The 24,646-nt window shown below is 72.5% G+C and carries 29 protein-coding genes and 4 pseudogenes; 24 read left to right on the top strand and 9 right to left on the bottom strand.

Translation table 11 applies throughout. From position 1 onward, the window contains the following. Positions 1 to 98 precede the first annotated feature (98 nt). Positions 99 to 569, bottom strand: coding sequence for a (deoxy)nucleoside triphosphate pyrophosphohydrolase (locus M8C17_RS24970; RefSeq protein ID WP_252418996.1), 471 nt, complete (start codon positions 567 to 569; stop codon positions 99 to 101). 183 nt (positions 570 to 752) lie between these two features. On the opposite strand from M8C17_RS24970, the gene M8C17_RS24965 reads away from it, so the two are divergent. After that, positions 753 to 1,061, top strand: a complete 309-nt coding sequence (locus M8C17_RS24965; RefSeq protein ID WP_252418995.1) for a 4a-hydroxytetrahydrobiopterin dehydratase — start codon at positions 753 to 755, stop codon at positions 1,059 to 1,061. 128 nt (positions 1,062 to 1,189) lie between these two features. Beyond that, a complete protein-coding gene (locus M8C17_RS24960; RefSeq protein WP_252418994.1) occupies positions 1,190 to 1,513 on the top strand; it encodes a hypothetical protein in 324 nt (107 codons plus the stop codon). A 75-nt stretch (positions 1,514 to 1,588) separates the two neighbouring features. On the opposite strand, the gene M8C17_RS24955 is transcribed toward M8C17_RS24960, so the two are convergent. After that, positions 1,589 to 1,990, bottom strand: a complete 402-nt coding sequence (locus M8C17_RS24955) for a VOC family protein (RefSeq protein ID WP_252418993.1) — start codon at positions 1,988 to 1,990, stop codon at positions 1,589 to 1,591. Continuing rightward, positions 1,987 to 2,340, bottom strand: coding sequence for a DUF1801 domain-containing protein (locus M8C17_RS24950; RefSeq protein WP_252418992.1), 354 nt, complete (start codon positions 2,338 to 2,340; stop codon positions 1,987 to 1,989). Before M8C17_RS24950 ends, M8C17_RS24955 begins: the two co-directional genes overlap by 4 nt. 120 nt (positions 2,341 to 2,460) lie before the next feature. On the opposite strand from M8C17_RS24950, the gene M8C17_RS24945 reads away from it, so the two are divergent. The 5 genes and pseudogenes from M8C17_RS24945 to M8C17_RS24925 all read left to right on the top strand — a co-directional run bounded on the left by M8C17_RS24945 (position 2,461) and on the right by M8C17_RS24925 (position 6,859). Continuing rightward, complete coding sequence (locus tag M8C17_RS24945; RefSeq protein ID WP_252418991.1) at positions 2,461 to 3,345, top strand: LysR family transcriptional regulator; 885 nt, start codon at positions 2,461 to 2,463, stop codon at positions 3,343 to 3,345. Then, complete coding sequence (locus M8C17_RS24940) at positions 3,342 to 4,097, top strand: class I SAM-dependent methyltransferase (protein ID WP_252418990.1); 756 nt, start codon at positions 3,342 to 3,344, stop codon at positions 4,095 to 4,097. Before M8C17_RS24945 ends, M8C17_RS24940 begins: the two co-directional genes overlap by 4 nt. Before the next feature lie 10 nt (positions 4,098 to 4,107). Next, the gene (locus tag M8C17_RS24935) at positions 4,108 to 4,470 is read left to right on the top strand and encodes a PH domain-containing protein (RefSeq protein WP_007464929.1); all 363 of its coding nucleotides are present in this window, start codon (positions 4,108 to 4,110) and stop codon (positions 4,468 to 4,470) included. Between the two features lie 231 nt (positions 4,471 to 4,701). Next, positions 4,702 to 5,433 (top strand): class I SAM-dependent methyltransferase, encoded by a 732-nt coding sequence (locus M8C17_RS24930; RefSeq protein WP_252418989.1) that lies wholly within the window; start codon positions 4,702 to 4,704, stop codon positions 5,431 to 5,433. 146 nt (positions 5,434 to 5,579) lie between these two features. Further along, positions 5,580 to 6,859, top strand: a pseudogene (locus tag M8C17_RS24925) (MFS transporter). Here the strand turns inward: M8C17_RS24925 and M8C17_RS24920 are convergent. Continuing rightward, complete coding sequence (locus M8C17_RS24920) at positions 6,843 to 7,286, bottom strand: SRPBCC domain-containing protein (RefSeq protein WP_252418987.1); 444 nt, start codon at positions 7,284 to 7,286, stop codon at positions 6,843 to 6,845. The pseudogene M8C17_RS24925 and the gene M8C17_RS24920 overlap by 17 nt on opposite strands. Positions 7,287 to 7,417: 131 nt before the next feature. On the opposite strand from M8C17_RS24920, the gene M8C17_RS24915 reads away from it, so the two are divergent. Beyond that, positions 7,418 to 7,792 (top strand): VOC family protein, encoded by a 375-nt coding sequence (locus M8C17_RS24915; protein ID WP_252418986.1) that lies wholly within the window; start codon positions 7,418 to 7,420, stop codon positions 7,790 to 7,792. A gap of 44 nt (positions 7,793 to 7,836) precedes the next feature. Here the strand turns inward: M8C17_RS24915 and M8C17_RS24910 are convergent, their stop codons facing one another. Further along, positions 7,837 to 8,514 carry a DUF1028 domain-containing protein gene (locus M8C17_RS24910; protein ID WP_252418985.1) on the bottom strand — a complete coding sequence of 226 codons (678 nt, stop codon included), beginning with the start codon at positions 8,512 to 8,514 and terminating at the stop codon, positions 7,837 to 7,839. Between the two features lie 346 nt (positions 8,515 to 8,860). Between M8C17_RS24910 and M8C17_RS24905 the strand changes: the two genes are divergently transcribed. Next, positions 8,861 to 9,559, top strand: a complete 699-nt coding sequence (locus M8C17_RS24905; RefSeq protein WP_252418984.1) for a GAF and ANTAR domain-containing protein — start codon at positions 8,861 to 8,863, stop codon at positions 9,557 to 9,559. A gap of 116 nt (positions 9,560 to 9,675) precedes the next feature. On the opposite strand, the gene ychF is transcribed toward M8C17_RS24905, so the two are convergent. Continuing rightward, complete coding sequence (gene ychF, locus M8C17_RS24900) at positions 9,676 to 10,761, bottom strand: redox-regulated ATPase YchF (protein WP_252418983.1); 1,086 nt, start codon at positions 10,759 to 10,761, stop codon at positions 9,676 to 9,678. Between the two features lie 139 nt (positions 10,762 to 10,900). Here ychF and M8C17_RS24895 point away from each other — a divergent pair, with 139 nt between their 5' ends. The 6 genes from M8C17_RS24895 to M8C17_RS24870 are packed head-to-tail and all read left to right on the top strand — an operon-like array spanning position 10,901 to position 13,642. Beyond that, positions 10,901 to 11,329 (top strand): YbaB/EbfC family nucleoid-associated protein, encoded by a 429-nt coding sequence (locus M8C17_RS24895; RefSeq protein WP_252418982.1) that lies wholly within the window; start codon positions 10,901 to 10,903, stop codon positions 11,327 to 11,329. A 4-nt stretch (positions 11,330 to 11,333) separates the two neighbouring features. Then, positions 11,334 to 11,651, top strand: coding sequence for a type VII secretion target (locus M8C17_RS24890; RefSeq protein ID WP_252418981.1), 318 nt, complete (start codon positions 11,334 to 11,336; stop codon positions 11,649 to 11,651). An 8-nt stretch (positions 11,652 to 11,659) separates the two neighbouring features. Next, on the top strand, positions 11,660 to 12,151 hold the full coding sequence (locus M8C17_RS24885; RefSeq protein ID WP_252418980.1) for a hypothetical protein: 492 nt from the start codon (positions 11,660 to 11,662) through the stop codon (positions 12,149 to 12,151). Continuing rightward, positions 12,148 to 12,717: an exonuclease gene (locus M8C17_RS24880; protein ID WP_252418979.1), complete on the top strand. Its 570-nt coding sequence runs from the start codon at positions 12,148 to 12,150 to the stop codon at positions 12,715 to 12,717. Before M8C17_RS24885 ends, M8C17_RS24880 begins: the two co-directional genes overlap by 4 nt. Beyond that, positions 12,714 to 13,265: a nucleotidyltransferase domain-containing protein gene (locus M8C17_RS24875; protein ID WP_252418978.1), complete on the top strand. Its 552-nt coding sequence runs from the start codon at positions 12,714 to 12,716 to the stop codon at positions 13,263 to 13,265. The genes M8C17_RS24880 and M8C17_RS24875 overlap by 4 nt, the downstream gene beginning before the upstream one ends. Before the next feature lie 29 nt (positions 13,266 to 13,294). Then, positions 13,295 to 13,642 carry a hypothetical protein gene (locus tag M8C17_RS24870; RefSeq protein ID WP_252418977.1) on the top strand — a complete coding sequence of 116 codons (348 nt, stop codon included), beginning with the start codon at positions 13,295 to 13,297 and terminating at the stop codon, positions 13,640 to 13,642. Between the two features lie 12 nt (positions 13,643 to 13,654). Here the strand turns inward: M8C17_RS24870 and M8C17_RS24865 are convergent, their stop codons facing one another. Both M8C17_RS24865 and M8C17_RS24860 read right to left on the bottom strand, forming a co-directional pair. Beyond that, positions 13,655 to 14,389, bottom strand: coding sequence for a peptidase E (locus M8C17_RS24865; RefSeq protein WP_252418976.1), 735 nt, complete (start codon positions 14,387 to 14,389; stop codon positions 13,655 to 13,657). Between the two features lie 274 nt (positions 14,390 to 14,663). Then, a pseudogene (locus tag M8C17_RS24860) lies at positions 14,664 to 15,095 on the bottom strand (hypothetical protein); the annotation flags it as partial. A gap of 138 nt (positions 15,096 to 15,233) precedes the next feature. Here M8C17_RS24860 and M8C17_RS24855 point away from each other — a divergent pair. The 9 genes and pseudogenes from M8C17_RS24855 to M8C17_RS24825 all read left to right on the top strand — a co-directional run bounded on the left by M8C17_RS24855 (position 15,234) and on the right by M8C17_RS24825 (position 23,824). After that, positions 15,234 to 15,743, top strand: coding sequence for a SigE family RNA polymerase sigma factor (locus M8C17_RS24855; RefSeq protein ID WP_252418975.1), 510 nt, complete (start codon positions 15,234 to 15,236; stop codon positions 15,741 to 15,743). After that, positions 15,740 to 16,267 (top strand): hypothetical protein, encoded by a 528-nt coding sequence (locus tag M8C17_RS24850; RefSeq protein ID WP_252418974.1) that lies wholly within the window; start codon positions 15,740 to 15,742, stop codon positions 16,265 to 16,267. The genes M8C17_RS24855 and M8C17_RS24850 overlap by 4 nt, the downstream gene beginning before the upstream one ends. Before the next feature lie 155 nt (positions 16,268 to 16,422). Beyond that, complete coding sequence (locus M8C17_RS31970; RefSeq protein WP_256483271.1) at positions 16,423 to 16,548, top strand: hypothetical protein; 126 nt, start codon at positions 16,423 to 16,425, stop codon at positions 16,546 to 16,548. Further along, complete coding sequence (locus M8C17_RS24845; RefSeq protein ID WP_252418973.1) at positions 16,545 to 17,969, top strand: FAD-binding oxidoreductase; 1,425 nt, start codon at positions 16,545 to 16,547, stop codon at positions 17,967 to 17,969. The genes M8C17_RS31970 and M8C17_RS24845 overlap by 4 nt, the downstream gene beginning before the upstream one ends. Positions 17,970 to 18,059: 90 nt before the next feature. Then, positions 18,060 to 19,083: pseudogene (locus M8C17_RS24840) on the top strand (bifunctional transcriptional activator/DNA repair enzyme AdaA); the annotation flags it as partial. 83 nt (positions 19,084 to 19,166) lie between these two features. After that, a pseudogene (locus M8C17_RS32360) lies at positions 19,167 to 19,547 on the top strand (DNA-3-methyladenine glycosylase); the annotation flags it as partial. Beyond that, positions 19,544 to 20,053 carry a methylated-DNA--[protein]-cysteine S-methyltransferase gene (locus M8C17_RS24835; RefSeq protein ID WP_252418971.1) on the top strand — a complete coding sequence of 170 codons (510 nt, stop codon included), beginning with the start codon at positions 19,544 to 19,546 and terminating at the stop codon, positions 20,051 to 20,053. The pseudogene M8C17_RS32360 and the gene M8C17_RS24835, both read left to right, overlap by 4 nt. Positions 20,054 to 20,090: 37 nt before the next feature. Beyond that, the gene (locus tag M8C17_RS24830) at positions 20,091 to 21,947 is read left to right on the top strand and encodes an ABC transporter ATP-binding protein (RefSeq protein WP_252418970.1); all 1,857 of its coding nucleotides are present in this window, start codon (positions 20,091 to 20,093) and stop codon (positions 21,945 to 21,947) included. Continuing rightward, positions 21,944 to 23,824 (top strand): ABC transporter ATP-binding protein, encoded by a 1,881-nt coding sequence (locus M8C17_RS24825; RefSeq protein ID WP_252418969.1) that lies wholly within the window; start codon positions 21,944 to 21,946, stop codon positions 23,822 to 23,824. Before M8C17_RS24830 ends, M8C17_RS24825 begins: the two co-directional genes overlap by 4 nt. Here M8C17_RS24825 and M8C17_RS24820 read toward each other — a convergent pair. After that, the gene (locus tag M8C17_RS24820; protein ID WP_252418968.1) at positions 23,821 to 24,567 is read right to left on the bottom strand and encodes an SDR family oxidoreductase; all 747 of its coding nucleotides are present in this window, start codon (positions 24,565 to 24,567) and stop codon (positions 23,821 to 23,823) included. The genes M8C17_RS24825 and M8C17_RS24820 overlap by 4 nt on opposite strands. Between the last annotated feature and the right edge of the window lie 79 nt (positions 24,568 to 24,646).

Below are 24,646 nucleotides of genomic sequence, written 5' to 3'. Positions count from 1 at the left end.
GGGCCGCGGCTGATGCCGTCGGCCCCCGTTCCGCACTCCGACGTTGATCATGGGGCTGGCGAGGGTTTCGCGGCTCAACGAGCCCGCCAACCTCTCGATCAACCGGCGGGTGGCCGGGCTGGCCGACGCCTGGGCCCGCTCAGGACGGGGCGGAGCGCGGCGACGATCGGGGCGTCGGCCGGGAGCCAGGTGACCGAGTCCAGCTCGTCCGCCGCCAGCCAGCGGAGCGCGGAGTGTTCCAGTGCCTGCGGCTCCTCGCCGTCCAGCAGGCGGGCGGCGTACACCTTGAGCACCGAGCGGCCGTGCGCCATCCGCACGTTGCGGCCGACGCGGTCGCCGATCTCCACACCTACGGCCAGCTCCTCGGCGCACTCCCGGACCAACGCGTCGGTCTCGGCCTCGCCCGGCTCGACCTTCCCGCCGGGGAACTCCCACATCCCGGCCACCTCGGGTGGGCCGGAACGCGCACAGGCGAGCACCCGCCCGTCCCGGATGATCGCCGCGCCGACGACCACCTTCAGGTCCCGTCGTTCGGCCTGCCCGCCACCATTCGCCCGTTCGGTCCGCACGGGCGTCCAGGGTGCCAGATCAATCGGCGGTTTGGGTACCGAAGCCGGCCGCTAGGCCAGGAGAACCCGGAAGTGTGGGCGTGGACACCCCTTCCACGCGACGACAGACTAGAGGGCACCGACAAGACACGGGATGGCGACGATTTGGCCACAAGCCGGCAACGGCGCTTGGGGGGTGCGGTGATGCGCGTGCTGTTCAACAGCCGAGCCAAGCACGACTACCTTTCCGACGCGTTGACCTTGCTATCTGGTTGGACGCGGGAAGGCGAGCAGATCCGGCGGACTCTCGTGATCGACGATACCCAACACGCGGCGCTGACGGAACGCGTGAAGGTGGTCGCCGACGCGCTGCACCTGCGGCCCGAGATCAGCCGCCACGCAGACAGCACCCAGATCCGGGTGGGGCACGGCAACGGGGAGCCGCTGACCGAGGGCGACGTCCTGCTGGCGGCCCGGATCGAGGACGTCTACCGGACCGTCACCGAGTCCTGAGGCTCCGCTGAGAGATCACTGAAATCTCAGGTTTTCCTGAAAGACGCAGGGGTATCAATCCGGCGCGGGAGCAGACAACCGCCCCGTAACGGAGTGAACCTCTCATATTGCGCTTTTCAGGAGCTGACATGACCGCGCCCATCCAGAACCGCGCCAACGACCACGTCGAGCACGCCGGCCAGCACGACGTCCGCCGCGTCCACCGGCACGGCGACGAGACCAAGCCGTCCTGGAAGACCACCGAGCTGGCCGTCTACCTGCTGGCCGTGATCGGTGTGCTGATCGCCTCGAACGCCGTCGGCGACGGTGCCGCGAACAACGGCGGCGACTACTTCGCCGCCGACAAGGCCTGGTGGTACATCACCCTGCTGACCATCGGCTACCTGGTGAGCCGGGGCCTCGCCAAGTCCGGCAGCCGCAGCACCGACCACGACCCGCGCAGCGACCACTGACGCACCGTCCCCCCGTGGCCCCGCGCCACCCGCTTCCCGCGGGTGGCGCGGGGCTCCGCGTCGCCGATCGGCGGCTCACCGATCGGCGGCCGAGTCCTGCGGGTACCAGCGCAGCTCCACCGAGTTGCCGTCCGGGTCGCGGACGTAGATCGAGGTCGCCGAGCCCCGGGCACCGAACCGGCCGACCGGCCCCGTCAACACCGTGAAGGCGCCCGAGTCGATCACCTCGGACCAGTCCAGGGGTGCCACCACCAGGCAGAAGTGATCGACGTTGGCGCCCCGCCGGTCGCCACGGACCAGGTCGATGATGCTCTCCGGACCGATCCGCACCGACGGGAACGGGACGCCGCCAGCTCGCCACTCGTCGACCCGTACCGGCGCCAGCCCGAGCAGGCCGCAGTAGAAGTCCAAAGACCGCTCCACGTCGGCGACGGTCAGCACCAGATGGTCGAACCCGGTCACCCGCACCGCACTCACGCCTCCTCCAGTGCGGCCGCCGCACGCAGCCAGCCGGTGAACAGCCCCGGGTCGATGTCGGCGAGCCCACGCAGCTTCACCACGGCCATCGCCCGCGCGCCGGGCACCAGCCGCCCGGACGGGTCGGTGATCTCCTGCCCGCGCCACAGACCGAACGTGACATCCGACCGGTACGCCTTGAGCAGGCAGACCGGGTTCCGGCCGGGCCGGTCGCCCAGGCTCCAGACCGGGTGGCCGTGCCACATCGCCCCGGTCGCACCGGGCAGGGCGGCCGTGATGATGGGCGTCAGCTTCTCCCCGATGTCCCGCAGCGGACCGGGCAGGCCGGCCAGGTAGTCGTCGATACTCATCGCGAGTGCCCTTCGGTCGAGAGGTTCTCTTTGCCGGGGTTCACGATCCGCTGACGGGCGTCGCCGACCAAGAGCCGATGCCGCTACGATCGTTGCCCACAGGTCAACGGTGGGAGCGGCGTGCTGGAGCGGTACGAGGTCGAGACGTTCCTGACCCTCGCCGAGGAACTGCACTTCGGCCGGACCGCCGAACGGCTGCGGATCAGCACCGGCCGGGTCAGCCACGTGGTCAAGAAGCTGGAGCGCCGCATCGGCGCACCGCTCTTCGCTCGAACGAGCCGGGTCGTCGCGCTCACCCCGATCGGGCGGCAGCTCGCCGACGAGCTGGCCCCGCTGGTGGCCGGCATGGACGAGGCGGTCCGACGCGCGGTCGACGCCGGACGAGGCGTCACCGGGACGCTGCGGGTGGCGTTCCTGGGCGAGTGGACGGCGCCGGTGCTGCTCCGGGCGGTCGCCCTGTTCACCGAGCGGCATCCCGACTGCCGGGTCGAGGTGCACGAGGCTCAGCTGGCCACCACCCGCTCCGGCCTGCTCGACGGCTCCACCGACGTGCTGATCGCCTCGTACCCCTTCGACGGGATGGCCACCGGCCCGGCGCTGCTCTCCGAGGACCGGGTGCTGGCCGTGGCCGCCGGCCACCCGCTCACCCGGGAGCCGTCGGTGTCGCTGGAGGTGCTCGCCGACCATCCGGTGGTGCAGTACCCGGCGGTGACCTCGGCCGAGTTCAAGCGGGACCGCACACCGGAGCACACCCCGTCCGGCCGGCGCGTGCCGAAGGGCCCCACCGGGAACACCTTCTCCGAGATGCTGTCCCTGGTGGCGCTGGGCCGCGGCGTGCTGCCGGTGGGCGAGCACACCCGGCGCTACTACCCGCGCCCCGACGTGGCGTACGTGCCGATCCACGACGCGCCCCCGATCGAGCGCGGGCCGGTCTGGCTCGCCAGCAACGACACCGCCCGGGTGCGGGAGTTCGTCCGCGCCGCGACCGAGTCGAACGCCCGATGAGGCACGGCGAGTTCCGCCACCGCCGGCTCGTCCAGGTCTACGACGCCGAATGCACGTGGGGGCCGGACGATGACTTCTTCCGGTCGGTGGTCGACGAGACCCCCGTCGCGCGGGTCCTCGACCTGGGATGCGGCACCGGCCGGTTGACCGTCGCCCTCGCCGGCGCCGGCCACACCGTCACCGGTGTCGACCCCGCCGGCGCGTCCCTGGCCGCCGCCCGCGCGAAACCGGGCGGAGAACGGGTGACCTGGATCGAGGGCACCTCGGCGCTGCTGCCGGACGGTGCCTTCGACGTGGCGGTGCTGACCAGCCACGTGGCGCAGTTCCTCGTCGACGACGCGGAGTGGGCGCGTACCCTCGCCGACCTGCGACGGGCGCTGGTGCCCGACGGCCGGCTGGTCTTCGACGCCCGCGACCCGGCGGACCGCCGCTGGGAGCGGTGGAACCCGGTCGACTCGCGGCGGCGGATCACGCTGCCCGACGGCGGCGAGGTCCGCGCGTGGACCGAGGTCACCGGGGTACGCGGCGGCGCGGTCAGCTTCACCCACCACTACCACTTCGCCGACGGGGAGGAACTGCTCAGCTCGGCCACACTGCGGTTCCGCACCGAGGCGGAGCTGCGCGACTCCCTGGGCACGGCGGGTTTCACCGTCGACCGCGTCCACGGCGGCTGGCACCGCGAGCCGGTCGGCCAGGGCGACGGCGAGTTGCTGGTCATCGCCCACGCCGGCCGGCTGGCGCCGGTTGCCTAGCCTGGTCCGCATGGCGAACATCGCGTACGACCGCAAGGAGCAGGTCCAGCAGATCGAGAGTGGACTCCTCGACGGTGAGCAGATCATCGCCGTCTACGACGCCGTCGGCACCGGCACCGGGTTCATCGGGCTGACCGACCGGCGCGTGATCATCCAGGACCGCTCCTTCGTCGGAAAGCGGCATGCGATCACCAGCATCCCGTACTCGAAGATCACCAGCGTGAGCGTGGTCAGCAACAAGTCCTGGGGTGGCACGTTCTTTTCCACCGGCGCGATCGCCATCCACGTCGGCACGCACACCTACGAGGTGGAGTTCCGAGGCGCGCAGAAGAGCCACCACGTGCACAACGTGATCCTGCACCACATCTCCTGAGCGCATCGACCAGGCGTGGGGTCCGGCCGAGGTAAATGCCTTGCCGGGCCCCGGCGTCCTCTGGTGTCCTCACCCGACAGCCGCGCGAAGGGAGCAGCCGCCATGCCTGACTCGACGAAGTTCCTCCGACCGAACGTCATCCGACCTGAGGAATCGAGACTTCGTGAACAGATCTGCTCCCCTGACCACGGCGCGGCTGCGCGCCACTGACACCAACCCCGGAGGCCGCTGATGTCGGTCTTCGACGATCCCGGCCTGTTCGGCCGGCTGTGGGCCGCCGGCTACGACGACGGACCCAACCCCGACCCGACTCCGGCCGTCGACTTCCTGGCCGACCTGGCCGACGGCGGGCCGGTTCTGGAACTGGCGATCGGCACCGGCCGGGTCGCCCTGCCGCTGGCCGAGCGCGGCCTCACCGTGCACGGCGTCGAGGCGTCCGAGGAGATGCTGGCGGAGATGCGGGCGAAGCCCGGCGGCGAGCAGATCCCGGTGGTGGTGGCCGACATGGCGGACGTGCCCGTCGCAGGCCCGTTCCGCCTGGCGTACCTGGTCTACAACACGCTGTTCAACCTCGTGGAGGCCGAGCGGCAGGCGGACTGCTTCCGCAATGTCGCCCGGGTGTTGTCGCCCGGCGGCGCGTTCGTCGTCGAGGCGTTCGTGCCCGACCAGCGCAGCTTCGACCGTGACGAGCAGGTGCAGGTCCGTGCCGTGACGGAGGACTCCGCGACGATCCGGCTGCACCGGTACGACCGACCGGCGCAGCGCTTCGTCCGGCAGACCATCACCTTCGACGGCGAGGGCGTGCACCTGAAGCCCTTCGCCATGCGGTACGCCTGGCCGCATCAGATCGACGCGATGGCGCAGCAGGCCGGGCTCCGGCTCACCGAGCGGTACGCCGACTGGCACCGGCGCCCGTTCGACGCGGACAGCACGGCACACATCTCCGTCTACCGCGCCGGATAGCGGCGGTTGGTCGACTCCGGTTCCGGGTTCACCGTGGCGCCGGAGTCGACCTCCGTACGGCAAAAGGGCTGGCTTCCGCCCTGAGCTGATTCTGCTGGTAGCGACGTTTGTTGATGCGCACCGCCTCGGCCGGGTCAGCTGGCACCATGCCACTGGAGACCGCCCGCTTCCCGCGTTCCTCGCCCTACTGGCCAGTGGTCAGTCATCCCCTGCTCCGGCGGGTGCTGCCCGGGTTGGCGGTGTCCGCCCTGGGCGACGGGATGGCGGTGGTCGCGGTGACCTGGCTCGCCATCCAGCTCGCACCGCACGGCCAGCGCGGCACGTGGATCGCCCTCGCGATGGCGGCGTACACCCTGCCCAGCGCGGCCGGAACCGTCATCTTCGGCCGACTCCTGCGCGGTCGCAGCGGTGCGCAGCTCGCGGGCTGGGACGCCATCCTGCGGGCCGCGGCACTCGCGGCGATCCCGCTCGCCCACCTCGCTGGCGTCCTCACCGTCGGGCTGTACGTGGTCCTGCTGGCGGCGTCCGCGTTGCTGCACTCGTGGGGCTCCGCCGGACGGTTCACCCTGATCGCCGAACTGCTGCCACCGGCACACCACCTGCCGGCCAACGCGGCGCTCACCACCATCTCCGGGTTCGCCACCATCGTCGGCCCGCCGTTGGCGGGCATCCTGATCGGCTGGGCGGGGCCGGTGTGGGTCATCGCCATCGACGCGGCGACCTTCGCCGTACTGGCGCTCACCTACCGCCTCGTCCTCGCACCCGCCGGCCGGGTTCGCCGGCCCGCGCGTGGCGCCTCCCGCACCGCCGGCTTCTCCGTCATCCGCCACAACCGCGCTCTGCTGGGCCTGCTGGTGCTGAGCCTCGGGTTCTTCTTCCTCTTCGGACCGGTGTACGTCGCCATGCCGATCCACATCACCGACGACCTGCACGCCTCCGCGACGCTGCTCGGCAGCTACTACACCGCCTTCGGCGTCGGCGGTCTCGTCGGAGGTGTGGTCGCCGCCACCTGCGCCGCTGGCCGCTGCGGGCCACCACCATCGGCATCGTCGTCGGGTTCGGCGTCACCATGCTGCCGCTCGGTCTGGGCGCGCCTGTCGGCCTGTCTCTGCCGGCCTTCGCCCTCGCGGGCCTCATCTGGGCGCCGTACATGTCCACGTCGATGGCGCTGTTCCAGCGCAGCACGTCCGCCGCACAGCTCCCGGCGGTGCTGGCTACGAACGGTGCCATCCTGGTGCTGGCGGTGCCACTGGGCACCATGCTGGGCGGCCCTCTGGTGGGTGCCATCGGCGCCCGCCCGACGCTGCTGTTCTGCGCCGCGGCGATCGTGGCCCTCGGCCTGATCGCCGGGGGGTTCGCGATCTCGGGACGGATCGCGCGATCCCCCGGCGGTTCAGCGGTCGCCGAGGTCAGTGCCCGTCGCTGATCCGGACGTCGTCCGGCGCCGGCCTGCCGCGCCCCGTCTCCACGAGCCCCTTGAGACTCATCAGGAACGTCGCCCACTTGGTGCTGCACTCGTACATGAACTCGACCGGCTCGCGCCAGCCCTCGTGCGTGAAATTGACGATCGTGTACTCGCCGCGCTGGTCGAAACGCCAGCTGATCTCGGTGCCGATCCACTCCTGGGGGCCGCCGACCACCCGCCACCGCACCCGGTCGGCGGGGTCCAGCTCAAGGACCTCCATGTCGAACCCACCGGCGTCGCCGAACCGGACGGCCAGCTGCCCGCCGACCTCGCTCTTGCCCGTCGTGTCTGTCGACCACCAGCCGGCGATGCCCTCTGGAGTTGCCACCGCTCGGTAGACGTCGTCGAGCGGGGCGACGACACCGACCTGGTGCAGGATGTCGACCATGTCATTCTCCTTCGTCGTTGGGCGGCCTATTAGCAACCTTTGGTTGCATCAACCTACGACAGTCGACGCTCCTGGCGCAACCTTTAGTTGCATATGGCGACTCTGTCGTACCCGGAACGCAGAATGCGGGCATGTCTGAGCCAACTCCGCACCGGCACCACGCCCTCGACTACGTGGAGCTCACTGTCACCGACCTCGACCAGGCCAAACGCTTCTACGCCGAAGCGTTCGGCTGGCAGTTCAACGACTACGGGCCGGGGTACGCGGGCATCCGCAGCCCGCACGGTGACTCCGCGGCGGAGGTGGGCGGCCTGCGCCTCGACCAGGAGGTCCGGCCGGGCGGCCCGTTGGTGCTGCTCTACTCGGCCGACCTCGACCGGTCGGTGCAGGCGGTGACGGACGCCGGCGGGCAGGTGGTGAACGGGCCCTACGAGTTCCCCGGTGGCCGGCGGTTCCACTTCACCGACCCCAGCGGCAACGAGCTGGGCGTCTGGGCCGAGCGGTAGCGGCCGCCGAGAGGCCGGGCCGCTCGGCCAGGGCCGGTAAGGGGCTACCCCAGCGACTGCCGGGCGGCCTCGCCCATGGGGTCGTCGCGGGTGGGCAACTGCTGGATGGTCGGCAGCACTTCCTCCTGGAACACGCCATGCAGCCGGCGCAACTCCCGTGCCGGATGCTCGGCGTCGTCGACCCGCACGTCCCAGAGCGGGTACGGCTGATCACTGACCACCGTCACGGTCGCCGACCGTGCGCCGTGCCGGTCACCGCCGGTCTCCTCGCCGGCCTCGATGGCCAGCACGAGCCGCTCCGCCAGGTCGAGTTCCCTGCTGTCCTCGAACACCCGGACGATCTCCGCGAGGGTTTCCGGGCCGACCAGGCGGTTGCCCTGCACCGCGTACCCCGGCCTGGCGCAGTGCCCTGCCCAGTCCCTTGTAGCGGAGCCGGTGAAGGCGTGCGAGCGGCCCTGGCGGTCCACCATGCCGACCTGCCGCACCTCCCGACCCGGGTCCCGGGCCAGCAGCTCGGTCAGGACGTCCTCCGGCGAGCGGCCCTCGCCGAGCAGCGGCAGGCCGTCGTAGGCCAGGAACGGGTTGGGAGTGGCCTGGGTCGCCACCGCACCACCGCCGTGGTGCACGTGCGCGACAAGTTTGCCGACCGCAGGTCTGGCCGTCAGGGCTCCCACCCCGAGCTGGCCGGTACGCGGACACCGCGCGGCAATCGAGAAGGTCACGGTCGGCAGGTACCCGGACTGACGCCCGGCATGCCCGAGCCAGCCCACCTACGCAGGTCGAGCCGGCTCCCCCTGCACCCCGCGCGTGCACGTACTTCCCTCTGCGCTCGTGACCGGCGATCAACGGCCGGACGCCCACGGCGACGATGTCGATTTGAGCGTGACCCGCGTAGGCTGAACGCCTGTGGTCGGCGCCTGACGACGTCGACGAACCGGCGTCAAACAGCGGCGCGGGTCCTGGAGCCTTCCCGAGGGTCCTGCAGTGACCATCGCACGCCGCCCGGCGACCACTCCCGGTGATGTGCCTTCTCCGTAAGGACACACCGTCATGACTGACGCCCAACCAATGGATCCAAACAACGCATTCGCCGAGCTGGGCAGCATCAAGCTCGCCGAAGTCGACTTGGACGCGGTGCTGGCGAAGATCGCCGAGCTGGCCAAGCGCACCATCCCGGGCGCCAGTGAAGTTTCTGTCACCTTGATCCGAGGGGACGACGCGCACACCGCCGCGTTCACCGGCGAGCTGGCAGTCGCTCTCGACGAGTGGCAGTACGAGCAGGGCCACGGACCCTGCCTGGACGCGTCGGCCGCCACCGAGACCCTGTCGGTCCCGGACATGTCCACCGAGAGTCGATGGCCGGACTGGGCAAAGCGGGCGCGGGAAGCGGGTGCCAGCAGCTCCCTGTCGATCGGCCTGCCGGTGCAGGAGAAAGTCGCCGGCGCGCTGAACATCTACGGCACCGAGCCTGACGCCTTCGACGAGGAGGCGATGATCCTGGCCCAGACGTTCGCCGGCTACGCCGCCGTGGCCCTGGCCAACGTCCACCTCTACGACACCCAGGCGACCTTGGCCAGGCACATGCAGGCCGCGATGGCGAACCGGGCCGTCATCGAACAGGCCAAGGGCATCATCATGGGCGAGCGACGCTGCACCCCTGAAGAAGCCTTCGCCATCCTCGCCAAGCTCTCGCAGGACACCAACCGCAAGCTCCGCGATGTCGCCTCGACCCTCGTCGCCAACGCCTCGGGCACCCCCGCACCATAGAGCGGTGCCGACGAGCACCAAGCGTCGCCGATCCGTCACCGGTGGTGCTGTCCGTCTCCGCTTCGATCCACAGCTCGATCGGAGACGTCGAGTCGGACGAGCGTCGAGAATGGCGACTAGACGTTGAAGCGGAACTCGACCACGTCGCCGTCCTGCATGACGTACTCCTTGCCTTCGATGCGGACCTTGCCCGCCGCCTTGGCCGCCGCCATCGAACCGTGCTCGACCAGGTCGTGGTACGAGACCACCTCGGCCTTGATGAAGCCGCGCTGGAAGTCGGAGTGGATGACGCCCGCGGCCTCCGGCGCCGTGGCGCCGACCGGGACGGTCCAGGCGCGCGCCTCCTTCGGCCCGGCGGTCAGGTACGTCTGGAGGCCGAGGGTGCGGAAGCCGACCCGGACGAGCTGGTTGAGGCCGGGCTCGTTCTGCCCGATCGACTCCAGCAGCTCGCGGGCCTCCTCTTCGGGCAGGTCCACCAGCTCAGACTCGATCTTGGCGTCCATGAAGACGGCCTCGGCGGGGGCGACCAGGGCGCGCAGCTCGTCGAGGAACGTCTCGTTGGCCAGTTCGGCCTCGTCGACGTTGAAGACGTACAGGAAGGGCTTGGTGGTCAGCAGGTGCAGCTCGCGCAGGTGCTCCAGCTCGATCTTGGCGGCGGCGGCCCCGGAGTACAGGGTGGTGCCGCCGTCGAGCACCTCGATGGCCTGCTTCGCGGCGGCGACCGCGGCGGCCCGGTCCTTGCGGAGCTTGGCTTCCTTCTCCAACCGGGGCAGCGCCTTGTCCAGGGTCTGCAGGTCGGCGAGGATCAGCTCGGTGTTGATCGTCTCGATGTCGTCGGCCGGGGAGACCTTGCCGTCGACGTGCACCACGTTCGGGTCGGAGAAGGCCCGGACCACCTGGCAGATCGCCGAGGCGTCCCGGATGTTGGCCAGGAAGGCGTTGCCCCGGCCCTGCCCCTTCGACGCGCCGCGGACCAGGCCGGCGATGTCGACGAACGACACCGGCGCCGGCAGCACCTTCTGCGAGGAGAAGATCTCGGCCAGCTTGCCCAGCCGCTCGTCGGGCAGCCCGACCACGCCGACGTTGGGCTCGATGGTGGCGAACGGGTAGTTCGCCGCCAGCACGTCGTTCTTGGTCAACGCGTTGAAAAGCGTGCTCTTGCCGACGTTGGGCAGGCCGACGATGCCGATGGTGAGACTCACGACGGGCCAGCTTACGCCGCTGCTGTCGGGGCCGGTCCACGCGGCTCCGATTTGGCCCGCTCGATCGTCGGTCTTCGGCGGGTCCCCGCGGTGGTGACCCGTTGCTACCCTCTCGATGCGGCGAGCGGTAGGAGGCGTTGTGGACCAGGTGGCCGAATTCGACCGGTTGTTCCAGCAGACCCGACAGGCACTGGCGTCGATGCGTACGACCGGCCAGGTTCCCGACGACGGCTCGGCCGGTCAACCGGCGCGGGGCACCGGATCCGCAGCGGGCGGCCAGGTCGAGGTGGTGATGGTCGGCCAGCGGGTCGAGTCGGTGACGGTGGACCCACGCGCCCTGCGGATGGGCGCCGAGTTGCTCGGCGAGCAGATCACCCTGGCGGTCAACGCCGCCCTGGACGACCTGCGGCTCCAGGCCGGCGAGGCATCCGTGGACGCGCCCCCGGTGGACACGGTGGCCCTCGACCAGACGCTCGACGAGTTGCAGAACGAGTCCGTGCGGAGCATGGCCGCGATGACCGAGGCGCTCACCGACGCGGTGCGGCGCATCCAGCAGGCAGCGAGGTGACGACGTGCCCGAGAACCTGCAGGTGCATCCACCAGCGCTACGCCAGGGCGGCAGCCACCTGACCGAGGTGGCCGAGCAGCTCGCCGCTCAGTGGGAGGCGCTGCGGGCGCGGACGGCCGCGATGGGCGACATCTTCGGTGACGACGACGTGGGCGGCCTGATCGGCATGTCGTACCAGGCGGCCGAGGAGATCGCGGCGGAGTGCCTCGGCTCGGTCGTCGAAGGCCTGCGCGGCTTCGGCGACGGGCTGGGCCTGATGGCCGACCAGTACGACCTGGTCGAGCAGGACAACGACGCCCAGTTCACCACGATGAGCTGGTAGGGGCGTCGATGGGCATCATGCTGCCCGGCGAACTCGCCGGCCTGCTGAACGAGCTGGGCTACACCTGGCCCAAGTCGGACGAGACGAAGCTGTTCGAGCTCGGTCAGATGTGGATGGAACTGGCCGACTCGCTCCAGCAGGCGGCGGCCGACGGTGCGGCGGCCGCGCAACGGGTGCTGGACGGCAACCAGGGCGACGCGCTCGCCGCGTTCCAGCAGCGCTGGGAGAGCGGCGGCTCGGCGATCTCGGTGCTCCGTGACGGGGGCGCCGGGGCGCGGATGGTCGCCGCGACGCTCTTCGTGTGCGCGATCATCGTCCTCGCGCTGAAGATCAATGTCATCGTTCAACTGGTCATCCTGCTGGTGCAGATCATCCAGGCGATCGCGACGGCCGCACCGACGTTCGGTGCCTCGCTGTTGGAGATCCCGGTCTTCAAGAAGCTCACCGACATGGTCCTCGGCATGCTGGTCGACCAGGCGATCGGAGTGGTCCTGGGATGACCTCGACCCTGCCCGAGCTGTACATCGCCGTGGACGTGGAAGCCGACGGCCCGATCCCCGGGCCGTACAGCATGATCTCGCTGGGCATGGCCGTGGCCGGCCATCCGGAGCTTGCCTTCTATACCGAGTTGTGCCCGATCTCCGACGAGTTCGTACCGGCGGCGCTGGCCGTCTCCGGCCTGGACCGGGACCGCCTTCTGCGGGAGGCGCCCAGCGCGCAGGAGGCGATGACCGCCGCGGCGACCTGGGTCAACGGTCTTCGCCGACTCGGCCGTCCGGTCTTCCTCGCCGCACCCGCCGTCTGGGACGGCATGTTCGTGCACTGGTACTTCGTCCGCTTCGTCGGCCACAGCCCGTTCGGGGCCACCGGTTCCGGCGTGGATCTGCGCAGCTACTGGATGGGGTTGACCGGCAGCGAATGGGTCCAGACCAGAAAGGGCAAGATCAAGCACGAACTGGGCCTGCACGACGTGCCGCACACGCACCACGCCGGTGAGGACGCCGCCGAGCTGGCGCAGGTCTTCGACGCGGTGCTCCGCCGCCGACATTCGGGCGGGCCGGCGTGACCGGGCGACGGGACCTGCCGGACGGGGCCGCGACGGCCGCCCGTGGCATCGTCGCGCAGGCCGCCCGGAGCGCGATGCGCAGAGCCGATGACGTGGCCGGCGAGGCAGCCGAACAGGCGGGCACCCGGGCCGCGCGACGGATCCCCCAGGGCTTCACCGAGCGGCAGTGGACCCGGTTCGCCCGGGGCGCCCGGCAGACCCAGCGGCAGGCCGGCCTCCCCGACGGCGACCTGGTCGCGCACGGCAGCCGGGTACGCGGCACCGCCCGTCCGGACTCGGACATCGACGTGGCGCTCATCGTCGACGACGCCACCTTCTTCGGCCTCGCGGAACGCTCGCTGTCCCGGGCACCGGCCGGGACTCGGCTGCGCAAGACCATGCTGCGCCGGATCAACGAGAACGGGCAGCTCGCCAGCTTCGACCTGGGCACCGAGTTCACCCACCTGCGCCGTGAGCTGATGGACAGCCACGTGCCGCACAAGGTGCAGTTCTCGGTGCTGCGCCGGGGCGGCAAGTTCGACAACGGCCCGTTCCTCCCGCTCGATTGAGCGGTTGGGCATCTGGCAAGGTGGCAGACGTGCAGACGACGTTGCAGTTCCTCATCATGGTCGACGGCCCGCTGACGGAGGCGGAGCTGCTGGACCGGATCCGCACCGGGCTGCCCGACGCGGTGCCCTACCGGCGGGACTCGGTCGACGTTCGCGGCAACCTGTTGGAGATCAACCCCAACGAGGGCGCCGACCCGCAGCTGGCCGCCACCGACGAGGACGACTACCTCTACTTCCGGTGGCGGGTGGAGCTGACCCCGATGGCCGGCACGGTCGACGAGGGGCACCAGATCGCCCTGGCCCGGGAGCTGCTGCGGGCGATCGAGGGCCCGCAGGTGCGGGCGACCGTCTGCGCCGCCTTCGAGGACCGGGTCTGACCGGCCGCGCCCTCAGCCGAGCAGGCGGGGGGCGATGATCGCCTCCCGGACGCTGCCGTCCGCTCCACGGCTGACCTCGTACGCCGAGACGCCCTCGCGGTCGGCGACCGCCTCGACCAGGCGGGTGCCCCGGTAGACCAGACCCACGCCGTCGTCGGTGCAGTGGCTGGTGGGCAGCGTCCCGTCGCCGACCAGCTCGTGCATGAGCGGTCGACGCTGGCCTTCGCTGTCGTAGTGCACCCCGTTGCCGTACGGCAGCCAGCCCAGACTCTCGGTGAAGCCGCGCAGTCGGGGGCCGAAGCTGTCGGTGGCGCCGCCCACGTGCCAGCAGATCGATCCGGCGGAGACGCCGCCCAACACCACGCCGGCCTGCCAGCACTCGTGCAGGATCTCGTCGAGCCCGTGCACCCGCCAGACCGCGACCAGGTTGGCGACGCTGCCGCCGCCCACCCAGATCACGTCCTGGGCGAGCAGGTGGGCGCGAACGTCCTCGACGTTCGGCATCGGAAACAGGGCGAGGTGCGACAGCCGGAACCGGGTGTCGGCGAACGCGCCGTAGATGGCCGTCAGCGACGTGGGCTGGTCCCCGACGGCCTGCCCGAGGTAGCAGACGCGCGGCTGCGGACCGGCCTCGGCCAGCTCGGCCGCCAGCTCGAAGACCGGGCTGGGACGCAGGTCGAGAGGGCCTCGGTCGCCGCGGAAGAAACCCATGCTGGTGGCGAGGATGGTCGGTTCGCTGGCGGGCATGTGCGTCCTTCCGTCGGTGCGGGACGCGTTCATCCTGCCGCAGCCGGCCGCCGGCCGATCACCCGCCGCCGCGCTGCCCGACCCTCGGCCGGGTCGGTGGGGCCTCGGCTCAGCCGGCGCGACGCTGGCGGGGCACCAGAGCCAGCGCGCGGGGCTGGCCCTCGGCGGGCTCGGAGGCGGCCCGCTCCTCGGTCTGCTCGTCGGCTGGCGTCGTGCTGGCCGCTCGGTCGCAGACGGCCACCTCGCCGTCGGGCCAGGTGACCGGAGACAGCTCCCCCGGCGGCAGTTGCGCGGCGGCGGCGCGGGGCAGCGTGAACCGTTCGGCGGCAGCCGGGCCGGCCAGGACGGACTCGCGCAGCATCCAGCGCACCTCGTCGGCCGTCCAGCCCAACCCCGGCCGGGCGGCGATCTGGCGAACCAGACGCCGGCCGACGCGGGTGTCGTCGTCGTAGAAGCGCATGCACCAGTGGTGTGTCCACATGCCGAGCGCCCGCAGGCCCGCGTCGTCCAGCGAGCGGGCCAGCCGACCGCACGCGGTGTCGGCGAAGGTCACCTCGGCGTCGACCGCCCGGTCGCGCTCGATGGCCCCGACGGCGGCCGGCGCCACGGCCCGCATCCGCCGGTAGAAGGACTGCGCCACCGCACGGGGCAGCGGCGGGAACGCGCCCTGTGTCGACGCCGCCGCCCGACCCGCCACGCTCGCCATCGCCGCACCCCTTCTTGAGTTGGTGGCCGGACGTTACCCCCCACGACCGACACTTTCGGGCGGAAAATCCGCCCTCGAACGTGGATAGCAAGGATGACCTGGGGCGTCTGTATCGGTGACAACGAAACGGGGTGGTGGGTGGACGAGGACGAGCGAGCCCGGTTGGCCGAGTTCGTCGCCAGCCGGACTCCGGCGTTGATGCGGGTCGCGTACCTGCTGACCGGGAATCGCAACGCCGCCGAGGACCTGTTCCAGTCGGCGTTGGCGCGGACCATCCCGAAGTGGGGAAGCATCCGGCACGCCGACCCGGAGGGATATCTGCGCGTGGTGATGTACCGCGAACAGGTCAGCTGGTGGCGGCGACTGCGCCGCTGGCGGGAGACGCCGCTCAACCCGGCGGACGAACCGGTCGGCGCCGATCCGAGTGGCGGGTCCGACGTGCGGCTGGCGATGCGGGCCGCGCTGCGCCACCTGCCGCCGGCGCAGCGCACGGTGGTGGTCCTGCGCTACTACGAGGACCTGCCCGAGGCACGGGTCGCCGAGCTGCTGGGCTGCTCGGTGGGCACCGTGCGCAGCCGTACCCACCGGGCGGTCACCCGACTGCGGGAACTTCTGCCGGAGATCGAACTGCTGGAGGTACGGCGATGACCGATTCCTTCGAGCACCTCATCCGCTCCACCCTCACCGACCTGGCCGAGGAGGCACCGATCGTGCATGACCAGTTGAGCCGAGCGGAACGGCGGGTGCGCAACCGTCGCCGCGCCACGGTGACGATGGGGGCGTTGGGCACCCTCGCGGCGATCCTGATCGCCACCCCGCTCGCCCTCGCGGGGACCGGCTCGGACCAGCCCCGACCGGCCGCGCCCAACCCGGCGGTCGAACCCAACCTGCCCGCGCCCACCCCGTCCGGACCGGCCGTCGAGCCCGGACCGGTCGCGCCGAGCCCGCCGGGTGTGCCGGGCCGACCCGGACCGAGGGTCGAGCCGGGCCCGCCCGGTGTGCCGGGCCGACCCGGACCGACGGTCGAGCCGAGCCCGTCCGGGCCGATCGCTGTGCCGGGCGTGCCCGGGGTGCCGGGCGGCGCACCGGCGCCGGGCGTACCCGGCCGGCCCGGGCCGACGGTCAAGCCGAGCCCGTCCGAGCCGGTCGCGGTGCCCAGCCCGGCGGCATGACCAGGGCCGGTCGAGCCGGGCGCTCCCCCGCCCGGCCCGACCGGCGGGCGCTGTCGGAGCCACCAAGCCGGCACCGAGCCGCCGGGGCGCGACGACCGGAGATCCTGGTCACCTCGGGTTGGCAAAGACCGGCGGGGTCCGCCCACTCTTGGGCCATGACCGTTCACGGACACCCGATCGCCGTCGGCCTGTGCCCCGATCCGTCCGTGGACGAACGGGACGCGACGCGACACCAGTCCCGGCCGGCAGCAGCGGTCCGCGAGCTGCGGGGGCGGCGATGAGCGCCGCGCTGGCCCGGGTCCCCGGGTCGCTCACCGGGCAGCTCGTCACACCGGGCGACCGCCGGTACGCGCAACTGCGCTCGACGTACACCACGACCGCGTCGCCGGCCGGCATCCTGCTGCCGAAGAACGCCGCGCAGGTCGTCGCCGCGATCCGCTACGCACGCGAGCAGCGGCTGCCGATCGCCGTCCGCAGCGGCGGGCACGGCCTCTCCGGCGCCGGCTCCAACAATGGCGGCCTGGTCATCGACCTGTCGATGCTCAACCGGGTGCAGGTGCTCGACGAGCGGTCCGGGCTCGTCCGGGTCGAGGCCGGCGCCCGCTGGGCGAACGTGGCAGCCGCGCTGGCACCGTACGGCCTGGTCATCAGCTCGGGCGATTACGGCAACGTCGGCGTCGGCGGCCTGGCCACCGGCGGCGGTGTCGGCTGGCTGGTCCGCTCGTCCGGCCTCACCATCGACCGCGTCCGGGCGGTGGAGGTGGTGCTCGCGGACGGCACGCAGGTGCGCGCGGACGCCGAGCACGAGCCGGAGCTGTTCTGGCTGGTCCGGGGCGCCGGTGCGGGGGCGGGGATCGTGGTGGCGTTCGAGATCGAAGCCACCGAGCAGCGCAACGTCGGGGTGGCGCAGCTGGTCGTCGAGGCGCACCCGGACGGCCGCACCGTCCGGGAGTGGGCGGACTACCTGGCGCAGGCTCCACGAGAGCTGTCCGCCGGTGCCGTGCTGTACGCGGAGGGACGGTCGGCCCTCATGTCCATCACCGCCGTGGTCGCCGCCGAGAGCCTGCGCCGCGCCCGGCCCGCCGTGGAGCCGCTGCTGGCCCTCGGGAAGCTCCTCGAACACCGCACCGACCTGCTGCCCTACCCGGCCCTGGTGCCGACCGCGCACCTGCGCCCGAACGTCGGTCAGCAGCGGGGCACGACCACCAACGGCCTGTTCACGGGGCTGGATGACGCCGGCGCACGGGCGCTGATGCGGGCGGTGACCGGGCCCGGCCGGGCCGTGGTCCAGCTCCGCTCGGTGGGCGGGGCGATCAACGACGTGGCACCGGACGCGACCGCCTACGCACACCGGCACCAGAGCACCCTGGTCGTCGCCTCGGTGTTCCCTCCGCAGGGTGGCGCGGCGTTGGACTCCGCGTGGCGGGGCGTCGCCGGCCGGGCGGACGGCGCGTACGTCAACTTCGAGAGCCGGCCGGACCCGACCGCGTTCGCCCGGATCTACCCGGGTGAGACCGGCGTCCGGGTGCGGCGGCTCTGGCGACGGTACGACCCGGACGGCGTGTTCCGGCCCGCGCTGCTGACCGCCCGACCCGCCCGGTCCGGCCAGCCCGCACGGTCGAGCCAGCCCGCACGGGCCGGGGAGCCCGCACGGTCCGGGCAGTCCGCGCGGTCCGGCCAACCGCATCGGCGTCGCCGCTGACGGCCACCCGGGCGCGGTTACCAAGGGGGCGCACGCCCAGGTCCGATTCCCGCCAGCCGGAAGCCCGGCGAGCGGGGCATCATCGGTGGCGTGGAGATGGACTTCGAGCGGTGCTACCGGGCTGTGGACAGCCGTGACCAGCGGTTCGACGGCTGGTTCTACACGGGTGTGACGTCCACCGGGATCTACTGCCGGCCGTCCTGCCCGGCGACCACGCCCAAGCGACAGAACGTCCGGTTCTTCCCGTCCGCCGCCGCGGCCCAGGGTGCCGGGCTGCGGGCCTGCCGTCGCTGCCGGCCGGACGCCGCGCCGGGCTCCCCCCAATGGGACGTCCGCGCGGACGTGGTCGGCCGGGCGATGCGGCTGATCGCCGACGGAGTGGTCGACCGGGACGGCGTTCCCGGGCTGGCCGCGAAGCTCGGCTACACCGAGCGGCACCTGCACCGGATGCTGCGCGCCGAGATGGGGGCCGGGCCGCTCGCCCTGGCCCGGGCACAGCGGGCGCAGACCGCCCGGATCCTGATCGAGACGACCGGCCTCGGGATGGCCGAGATCGCGTTCGCCGCCGGGTTCGGCAGCGTGCGGCAGTTCAACGACACGGTCCGCGAGGTGTACGCCACCGCCCCGTCCGAGCTGCGGGCGGCACGTGGCCGGCACCAGACGCCGCCCGGGGCGGGGACCATCACGCTCCGGCTGGCGTACCGCCCGCCGCTGCACGCCCGGGCGTTGCTGGACTTCCTCGCCGTGCGGGCGCTGCCCGGCGTGGAGGAGGTCCGTGACGGGACGTACCACCGGGGGTTGCGGTTGCCGCACGGCGCCGGTCAGGTGGCGCTGACCCCGGCGGACGGGCACGTGGCGGCGACGCTGCGGCTGGCGGACCTGCGTGACCTGGCGCCGGCGGTGGCCCGCTGCCGCCGGCTGCTCGACCTGGACGCGGACCCGGCCGCCGTCGACGCCACGCTCGCCGCCGACCCGGCGCTCGCCCCGGCCGTCGCGGCCGAACCGGGTATCCGGGTCCCCCGCGCGGTGGACGGCTTCGAGCTGGCGGTCCGCGCCATCATCGGCCAGCAGGTCTCGGTCACCTCCGCCCGCACCACCCTCACCCGCCTGCTGGCCGCCCGCGACCGCGTCGATCATGAGGTTGGCGGGCCGGACGGGGACCTGGAGCCCGACCAACCTCATGATCACCGGGGCGAGGGGCTCCGGGGTTTTCCCAGCGCGGAGGAGGTGCTGGGGGTGCCGGATGAGGGGTTCGGAATGCCTGTCGGGCGGCGGGAGACCGTACGGACGCTGGCGCGGGCGGTGGCCGACGGGGAGCTGGACCTCGCGCCCGGTGGCGACCGGGAGGAGAGCGTTCGGCGGTTGCTGGCGCTGCCCGGCATCGGCCCCTGGACGGCCGGCTACCTGGCCATGCGCGCCTTCGGCGACCCGGACGTCCTGCTCCCCACCGACCTGGCGGTCCGGCGCGGCGCGGCCGCGCTCGGCCTGCCCGACGACCCCAAGACCCTCGACGCGTACGCCGACCGCTGGCGCCCCTGGCGGTCCTACGCCACGATCAGACTCTGGAGAGCGGCATGACCATCGACAGCACCACACTGACCACCCCCGCCGGCCCGCTGAGCGTCCTCGCCGACGCCGACGGCGAGGTCCTGGCGGCCGGCTTCACCCCGGACCCGGCGGCGCTGCTGCCCCTGATCCACCCGACCCTGCGGGCGCCGCTTCGGCGGCGGACCGACCTCGGCCCGGTCAGCGCGGCCGTCCGCTCCTACCTGGACGGTGACCTCACCGCCATCGACGCGGTGCCGGTGCGGCAGCGCACCGGCGGCGAGTTCATGGCGCACGCCTGGCAGGTGCTGCGCGACGTCCCACCGGGCACCCCGGTCACCTACACCGGGTACGCGGCGCTGGCCGGCCGGCCACCGGCGGTGCGGGCCGCCGCGGCCGCCTGCGCCCGCAACGCGGCGGCGCTGTTCGTGCCCTGCCACCGGGTGCTGCGCACCGACGGCAGCCTCGGTGGCTACCGCTGGGGGCTGGACGTGAAGAAGTGGCTTCTCGGTCATGAGCGACGGTTGACAACAAGCTGACACAAGCATCGACAGACATAGACGCTACCGTCGGGTAGTGCCTGCGGACAGCGTCGGCAACCCGGCCGCCCGGGTCGCCGCGGGCCCAAACCCCGTGCACAACCTCTGGCGGCTGCGCCGCTACCTGCGCCCGTACGCCGCCGAGTTCGCCTGGTTGATGCTCGCGGGGCTCGCCGGCACGGCGGCCGGGATCGCCGTACCGCTGGTGGTGCAGCGGGTGGTCGACGGGCCGGTGGCGCGGCACGAGCCCGCCGGGCTGCTCCAGCTCGGTGGCCTCGCGCTGCTGCTCGGCGTGGTCGAGGCGGTGCTGATCTTCATCCGACGGTGGGTGCAGTCGTCCTCCGCGGTGGGCATGGAGGCGGCGTTGCGCGCCGACGTCTACGCCCATCTGCAGCGGCTGCCGACCAGCTTCCACGACCGCTGGCAGTCCGGTCAGCTCCTGTCGAGGATCACCAGCGACCTGTCGGTGATCCGCCGGTTCCTCTCCTTCGGCGTGTTCTTCCTGGTGCTCAACCTGACCACCTACGTCGTGGTGGTCGTGCTGCTGATCCGCCTGCACCCGAGGCTCGGGCTGCTGGTGGCGGCCAGCACGGTGCCACTGCTGCTGATCACCCGGCGCTTCGCGCGGCACTACCACAGCGCGTCCCGCCGGATGCAGGACCAGCAGGGCGACGTGGCCACCCTGGTCGAGGAGACCGCGCAGGGCCTGCGCACCATGAAGGCGTACGGCCGGGGGCCCGAGCTGGCCGCCCGTTTCGCCGGTGGCGCCCGGCGGCTGCACGACACCGGCGTACGCAAGGGCCGCCTGCTGGCCAACACCGCGGCGCTGCTGGACCTGGTGCCCAACCTGACCCTGGGCGTGGTGCTGGTCGCCGGGGCGGCCGCCGCCGCCGAGGGCGCGCTGACCATCGGTGAGGTGGTCGCGTTCGTCAGCCTCCAGTTGATGCTCATCTGGCCGGTGCAGACCCTCGGCTGGATCATCGCCAACGGTCAGGAGGCGGCCACCGCCGCCGACCGGGTCCAGGAGGTGCTGGACACCCCACCGCAGATCGTGGACAGGCCGGGGGCGCTCGCGATGGCGCGCGACGCGGTCCACGGCCGGCTCCGGTTCGAACGGGTGGCGTTCCAGTACCCGGGCACCACGGAGACGGTGCTGCGCGAGATCGACCTGACCATCGAGCCGGGCGAGACGCTGGCCCTGGTGGGCGCGACCGGCTGCGGCAAGAGCACGCTGCTCTCCCTGGTGCCCCGACTGCACGAGGTGACCGGCGGTCGGATCACCCTGGACGGGCACGACCTGCGCGACCTGCGGCTGGACTCGCTGCGCCGGCTGGTCGGGGTGGCCTTCGAGGAGCCCACGCTCTTCTCCATGTCGGTGCGCGAGAACCTGACGCTGGGGCACCCGGAGGCCGGCGACGACGAGGTCCGGGCCGCTCTCGCGCTCGCCCAGGCCGACTTCGCGTACGACCTGCCGTGGGGTCTGGCCACCCGCGTGGGTGAGCAGGGGCTGTCGCTCTCCGGTGGGCAGCGGCAGCGGTTGGCGCTGGCGCGGGCGGTGCTCGGCCGTCCGGCACTGCTGGTGCTGGACGACCCGCTGTCCGCCCTCGACGTGCACACCGAGGCGCTGGTCGAGGCGGCACTGCGGCGGGTGCTGCGGAACTGCACGGCGCTGCTGGTGGTGCACCGTCCGTCGACGATCGCACTGGCCGACCGGGTCGCCCTGCTCGACGGCGGGCGGATCGCCGCGATCGGCCGGCACTCCGAGTTGCTGGCCACCGTGCCGGCGTACCGGGCACTGCTCGCCGCCGAGCCGCCGGCCGGGCAGCCGCCGCCGACCGGGCCGACCACGTCCGCCCCGTCCACGTCGGACGGGTGGGGGCTGGTGCGGTCGTGACCGTTCGGGAGGAGGCCGACCCACCGCCGGGGGAAGAACCGGAACTCTCCCGCTGGCGCGGGACGGCCACCGACCCGGAGGCCGACCGGAGCCGGGCCGAGGACACCACCCCCGAGGCCGTGACCCGGCTGCGCCGGCTCAGCCGGACGCTGCTGGCCGACCTGCTCCGCCCGCACCGGGGTCGACTCGCCGCCGCGGTCGGCCTGCTGCTGGCCCAGAACGCGGCCGCGATGGCCGGCCCGTACCTGGTCATGGTCGGCATCGACCGGGCCATCGCGCCGTTGCGGGCCGGTGACGCCGGGCCGCTGGCCGCCGTGGCGGGGGCGTTCGCCGTCGCCTCGGCCACCGAGTACGTGGCCCGCCGCGGGTTCCTCGCCCTGTCCGCCCGGATCGGCCAGGCCGTCCTGCTGGATCTGCGGCAGCGCGTGTTCGGGCACTTCCTGCGACTGTCGGTGGGCTTCCACGAGCGGTACACCTCCGGCCGGATGGTCTCCCGGCTCACCAGTGACCTGGACTCGATCGCCGAGCTGGTCGACGGCGGTATCGACAGCCTGGTGCTGGCCGCGCTGTCGATCCTCTCGGTGGCGGCCATCCTGCTCTGGCTGGACCTGCCGCTGGCCGCGGTGACGCTGTTCGCGTTCCCGTTCCTGTTCTGGCTCTCCCGCTGGTTCGCCCGGGCGTCGGCCGGCGCGTACCGGCGGACCCGCGAGGCGGTCGCCCTGGTCATCGTCCACTTCGTCGAGTCGATGCGGGGCATCCGCGCGGTGCAGGCGTTCCGCCGGGAGCCTCGCAACCAGCGGATCTTCGTGGCGCTCGGCGACGACTACCGACAGGCCAGCCTGCACGCGTTCCGCCTGATCGCCACGTACTCCCCGGCGATCAAGCTGATCGGCAATGTCACGGTGGCGGTGGTGCTCTGCTACGGCGGTTGGCGCGTCCTCGGCGGGCGGACGGAGGTCGGTGTCCTCGCCGCGTTCCTGCTCTACCTGCGCCGCTTCTTCGAGCCGATGCAGGAGCTGAGCCAGTTCTACAACTCCCTCCAGTCGGCCACCGCCGCTCTGGAGAAGCTGGCCGGCGTGCTGGACGAGCGGCCGGCGGTCGCCGAACCGGCCCGGCCGGTGCCGCTGCCGACCGGCGTCGGCCGCGGTGAGATCGCCTTCGGGGCGGTCACCTTCGGCTACCGCGCCGACACCCCGATCCTCTCCGGGCTGGAGCTGACCGTGCCCGCCGGGCAGACCGTCGCGTTGATCGGGCCGACCGGCGCCGGCAAGTCGACCGTCGCCAAGCTCGTCGCCCGGTTCCACGACCCCGACACCGGCACCGTGCGGCTGGACGGCATCGACCTGCGTGCGGTGGGCGACGCCGACCTGCGGCGCGCGGTGGTGCTGGTCACCCAGGAGAACCACCTGTTCAGCGGCACCGTGGCGGAGAACATCCGGTTCGGTCGGCCGGGCGCCGACGACGCCGCCGTGCAGGCCGCCGCCCGGGCCATCGGCGCGCACGAGTTCATCACCGCGCTGCCCGACGGGTACGCCACGCAGGTGCACCGGCGCGGCGGCCGGCTCTCCGCCGGGCAGCGGCAGTTGGTCGCGTTCGCCCGCGCGTTCCTGGCCGACCCGACCGTGCTGATCCTGGACGAGGCGACGTCGTCGCTGGACGTGCCGACCGAGCGGCTGGTGCAGCGGGCGCTCGGCACCATCCTGCGGGACCGGACCGCCCTGGTGATCGCGCACCGACTCTCCACCGTGGAGACCGCCGACCGGGTGCTCGTCCTCGACGGTGGGCGGGTCGTCGAGGACGGCCCGCCCGCCGTGCTGGCCGAGGCCGACGGCCGGTACGCGGCGCTGCACCGGCAGTGGCGCGACTCACTGGTCTAGGCGAGCACCGACCCGCCGTCGACGGTGAGGACCGTCCCGGTGGTGAACGGGTTGACCATGGTGAACAGGTACGCCGAGGCGACGTCGTCGACCTCCCCGACCCTGCCCAGCGGCACGGACGCCGCGGACTGGCGGTAGAGCTGCTCCCGGTCCGCCTCGGGCATCGAGGCCCAGAGCGGGCTGCGGACCACGCCCGGCGCGATCGCGTTGACCCGGATCCGGCGGGGTGCGAGCTCGACGGCGAGGGCGCGGGTCAGCGCCTCGGTCGCGCCGCAGATGCTGGCCGCCACCGACCAGCCCGGACCGGGCCGGGCGGAGGCGGTGCCGGTGGTCAGCGTGACGGAGCCCCCGTCGCTCAGGTGCGGGGCGGCGGCCCGGACAGCGCCGAGCGCGCCGAAGTAACGCAGCTCGAAGAACTGCCGCGCCCGGTCCACGTCCAGCTCGTCCAGGGACATCAGGGCCAGTGGCTCGCCAGCGGTGTAGGCGAGGTGGTCGACCGGGCCGACCTCCGCCACCAGCCGGGCGAACATCCGGTCCACGGCGGCGGCGTCGGTCAGGTCGACGGCGTGGCCGTGCGCGCCCTCCGGCAGCTCGGCGAGCGCCTTCTCGACGCTGGCCGGGTTGCTGGACACGACGGTGACGACCGCACCGGCCTCGGCGGCCGCGCGCGCCGTCGCCAGGCCGATGCCGGAGGTGCCCCCAAGGACGACGACGTGCCGGGAGCGCAGGGAACTGGTGTTCATGGGGTGGATGCCTCTCTCGCGGATTGCCTGCGCCAACCCTGCGTCCGCCCCCACCGCACCGTCCAAGACCCGCCTGGTC

It is taken from the genome of Micromonospora sp. RHAY321 (assembly GCF_023896955.1).
In the GTDB taxonomy this organism is placed as follows: Bacteria; Actinomycetota; Actinomycetes; order Mycobacteriales; family Micromonosporaceae; genus Micromonospora.
Note: the sequence above shows the minus strand (reverse complement) of the source record. Positions and strands in the feature narration are given on the sequence as shown.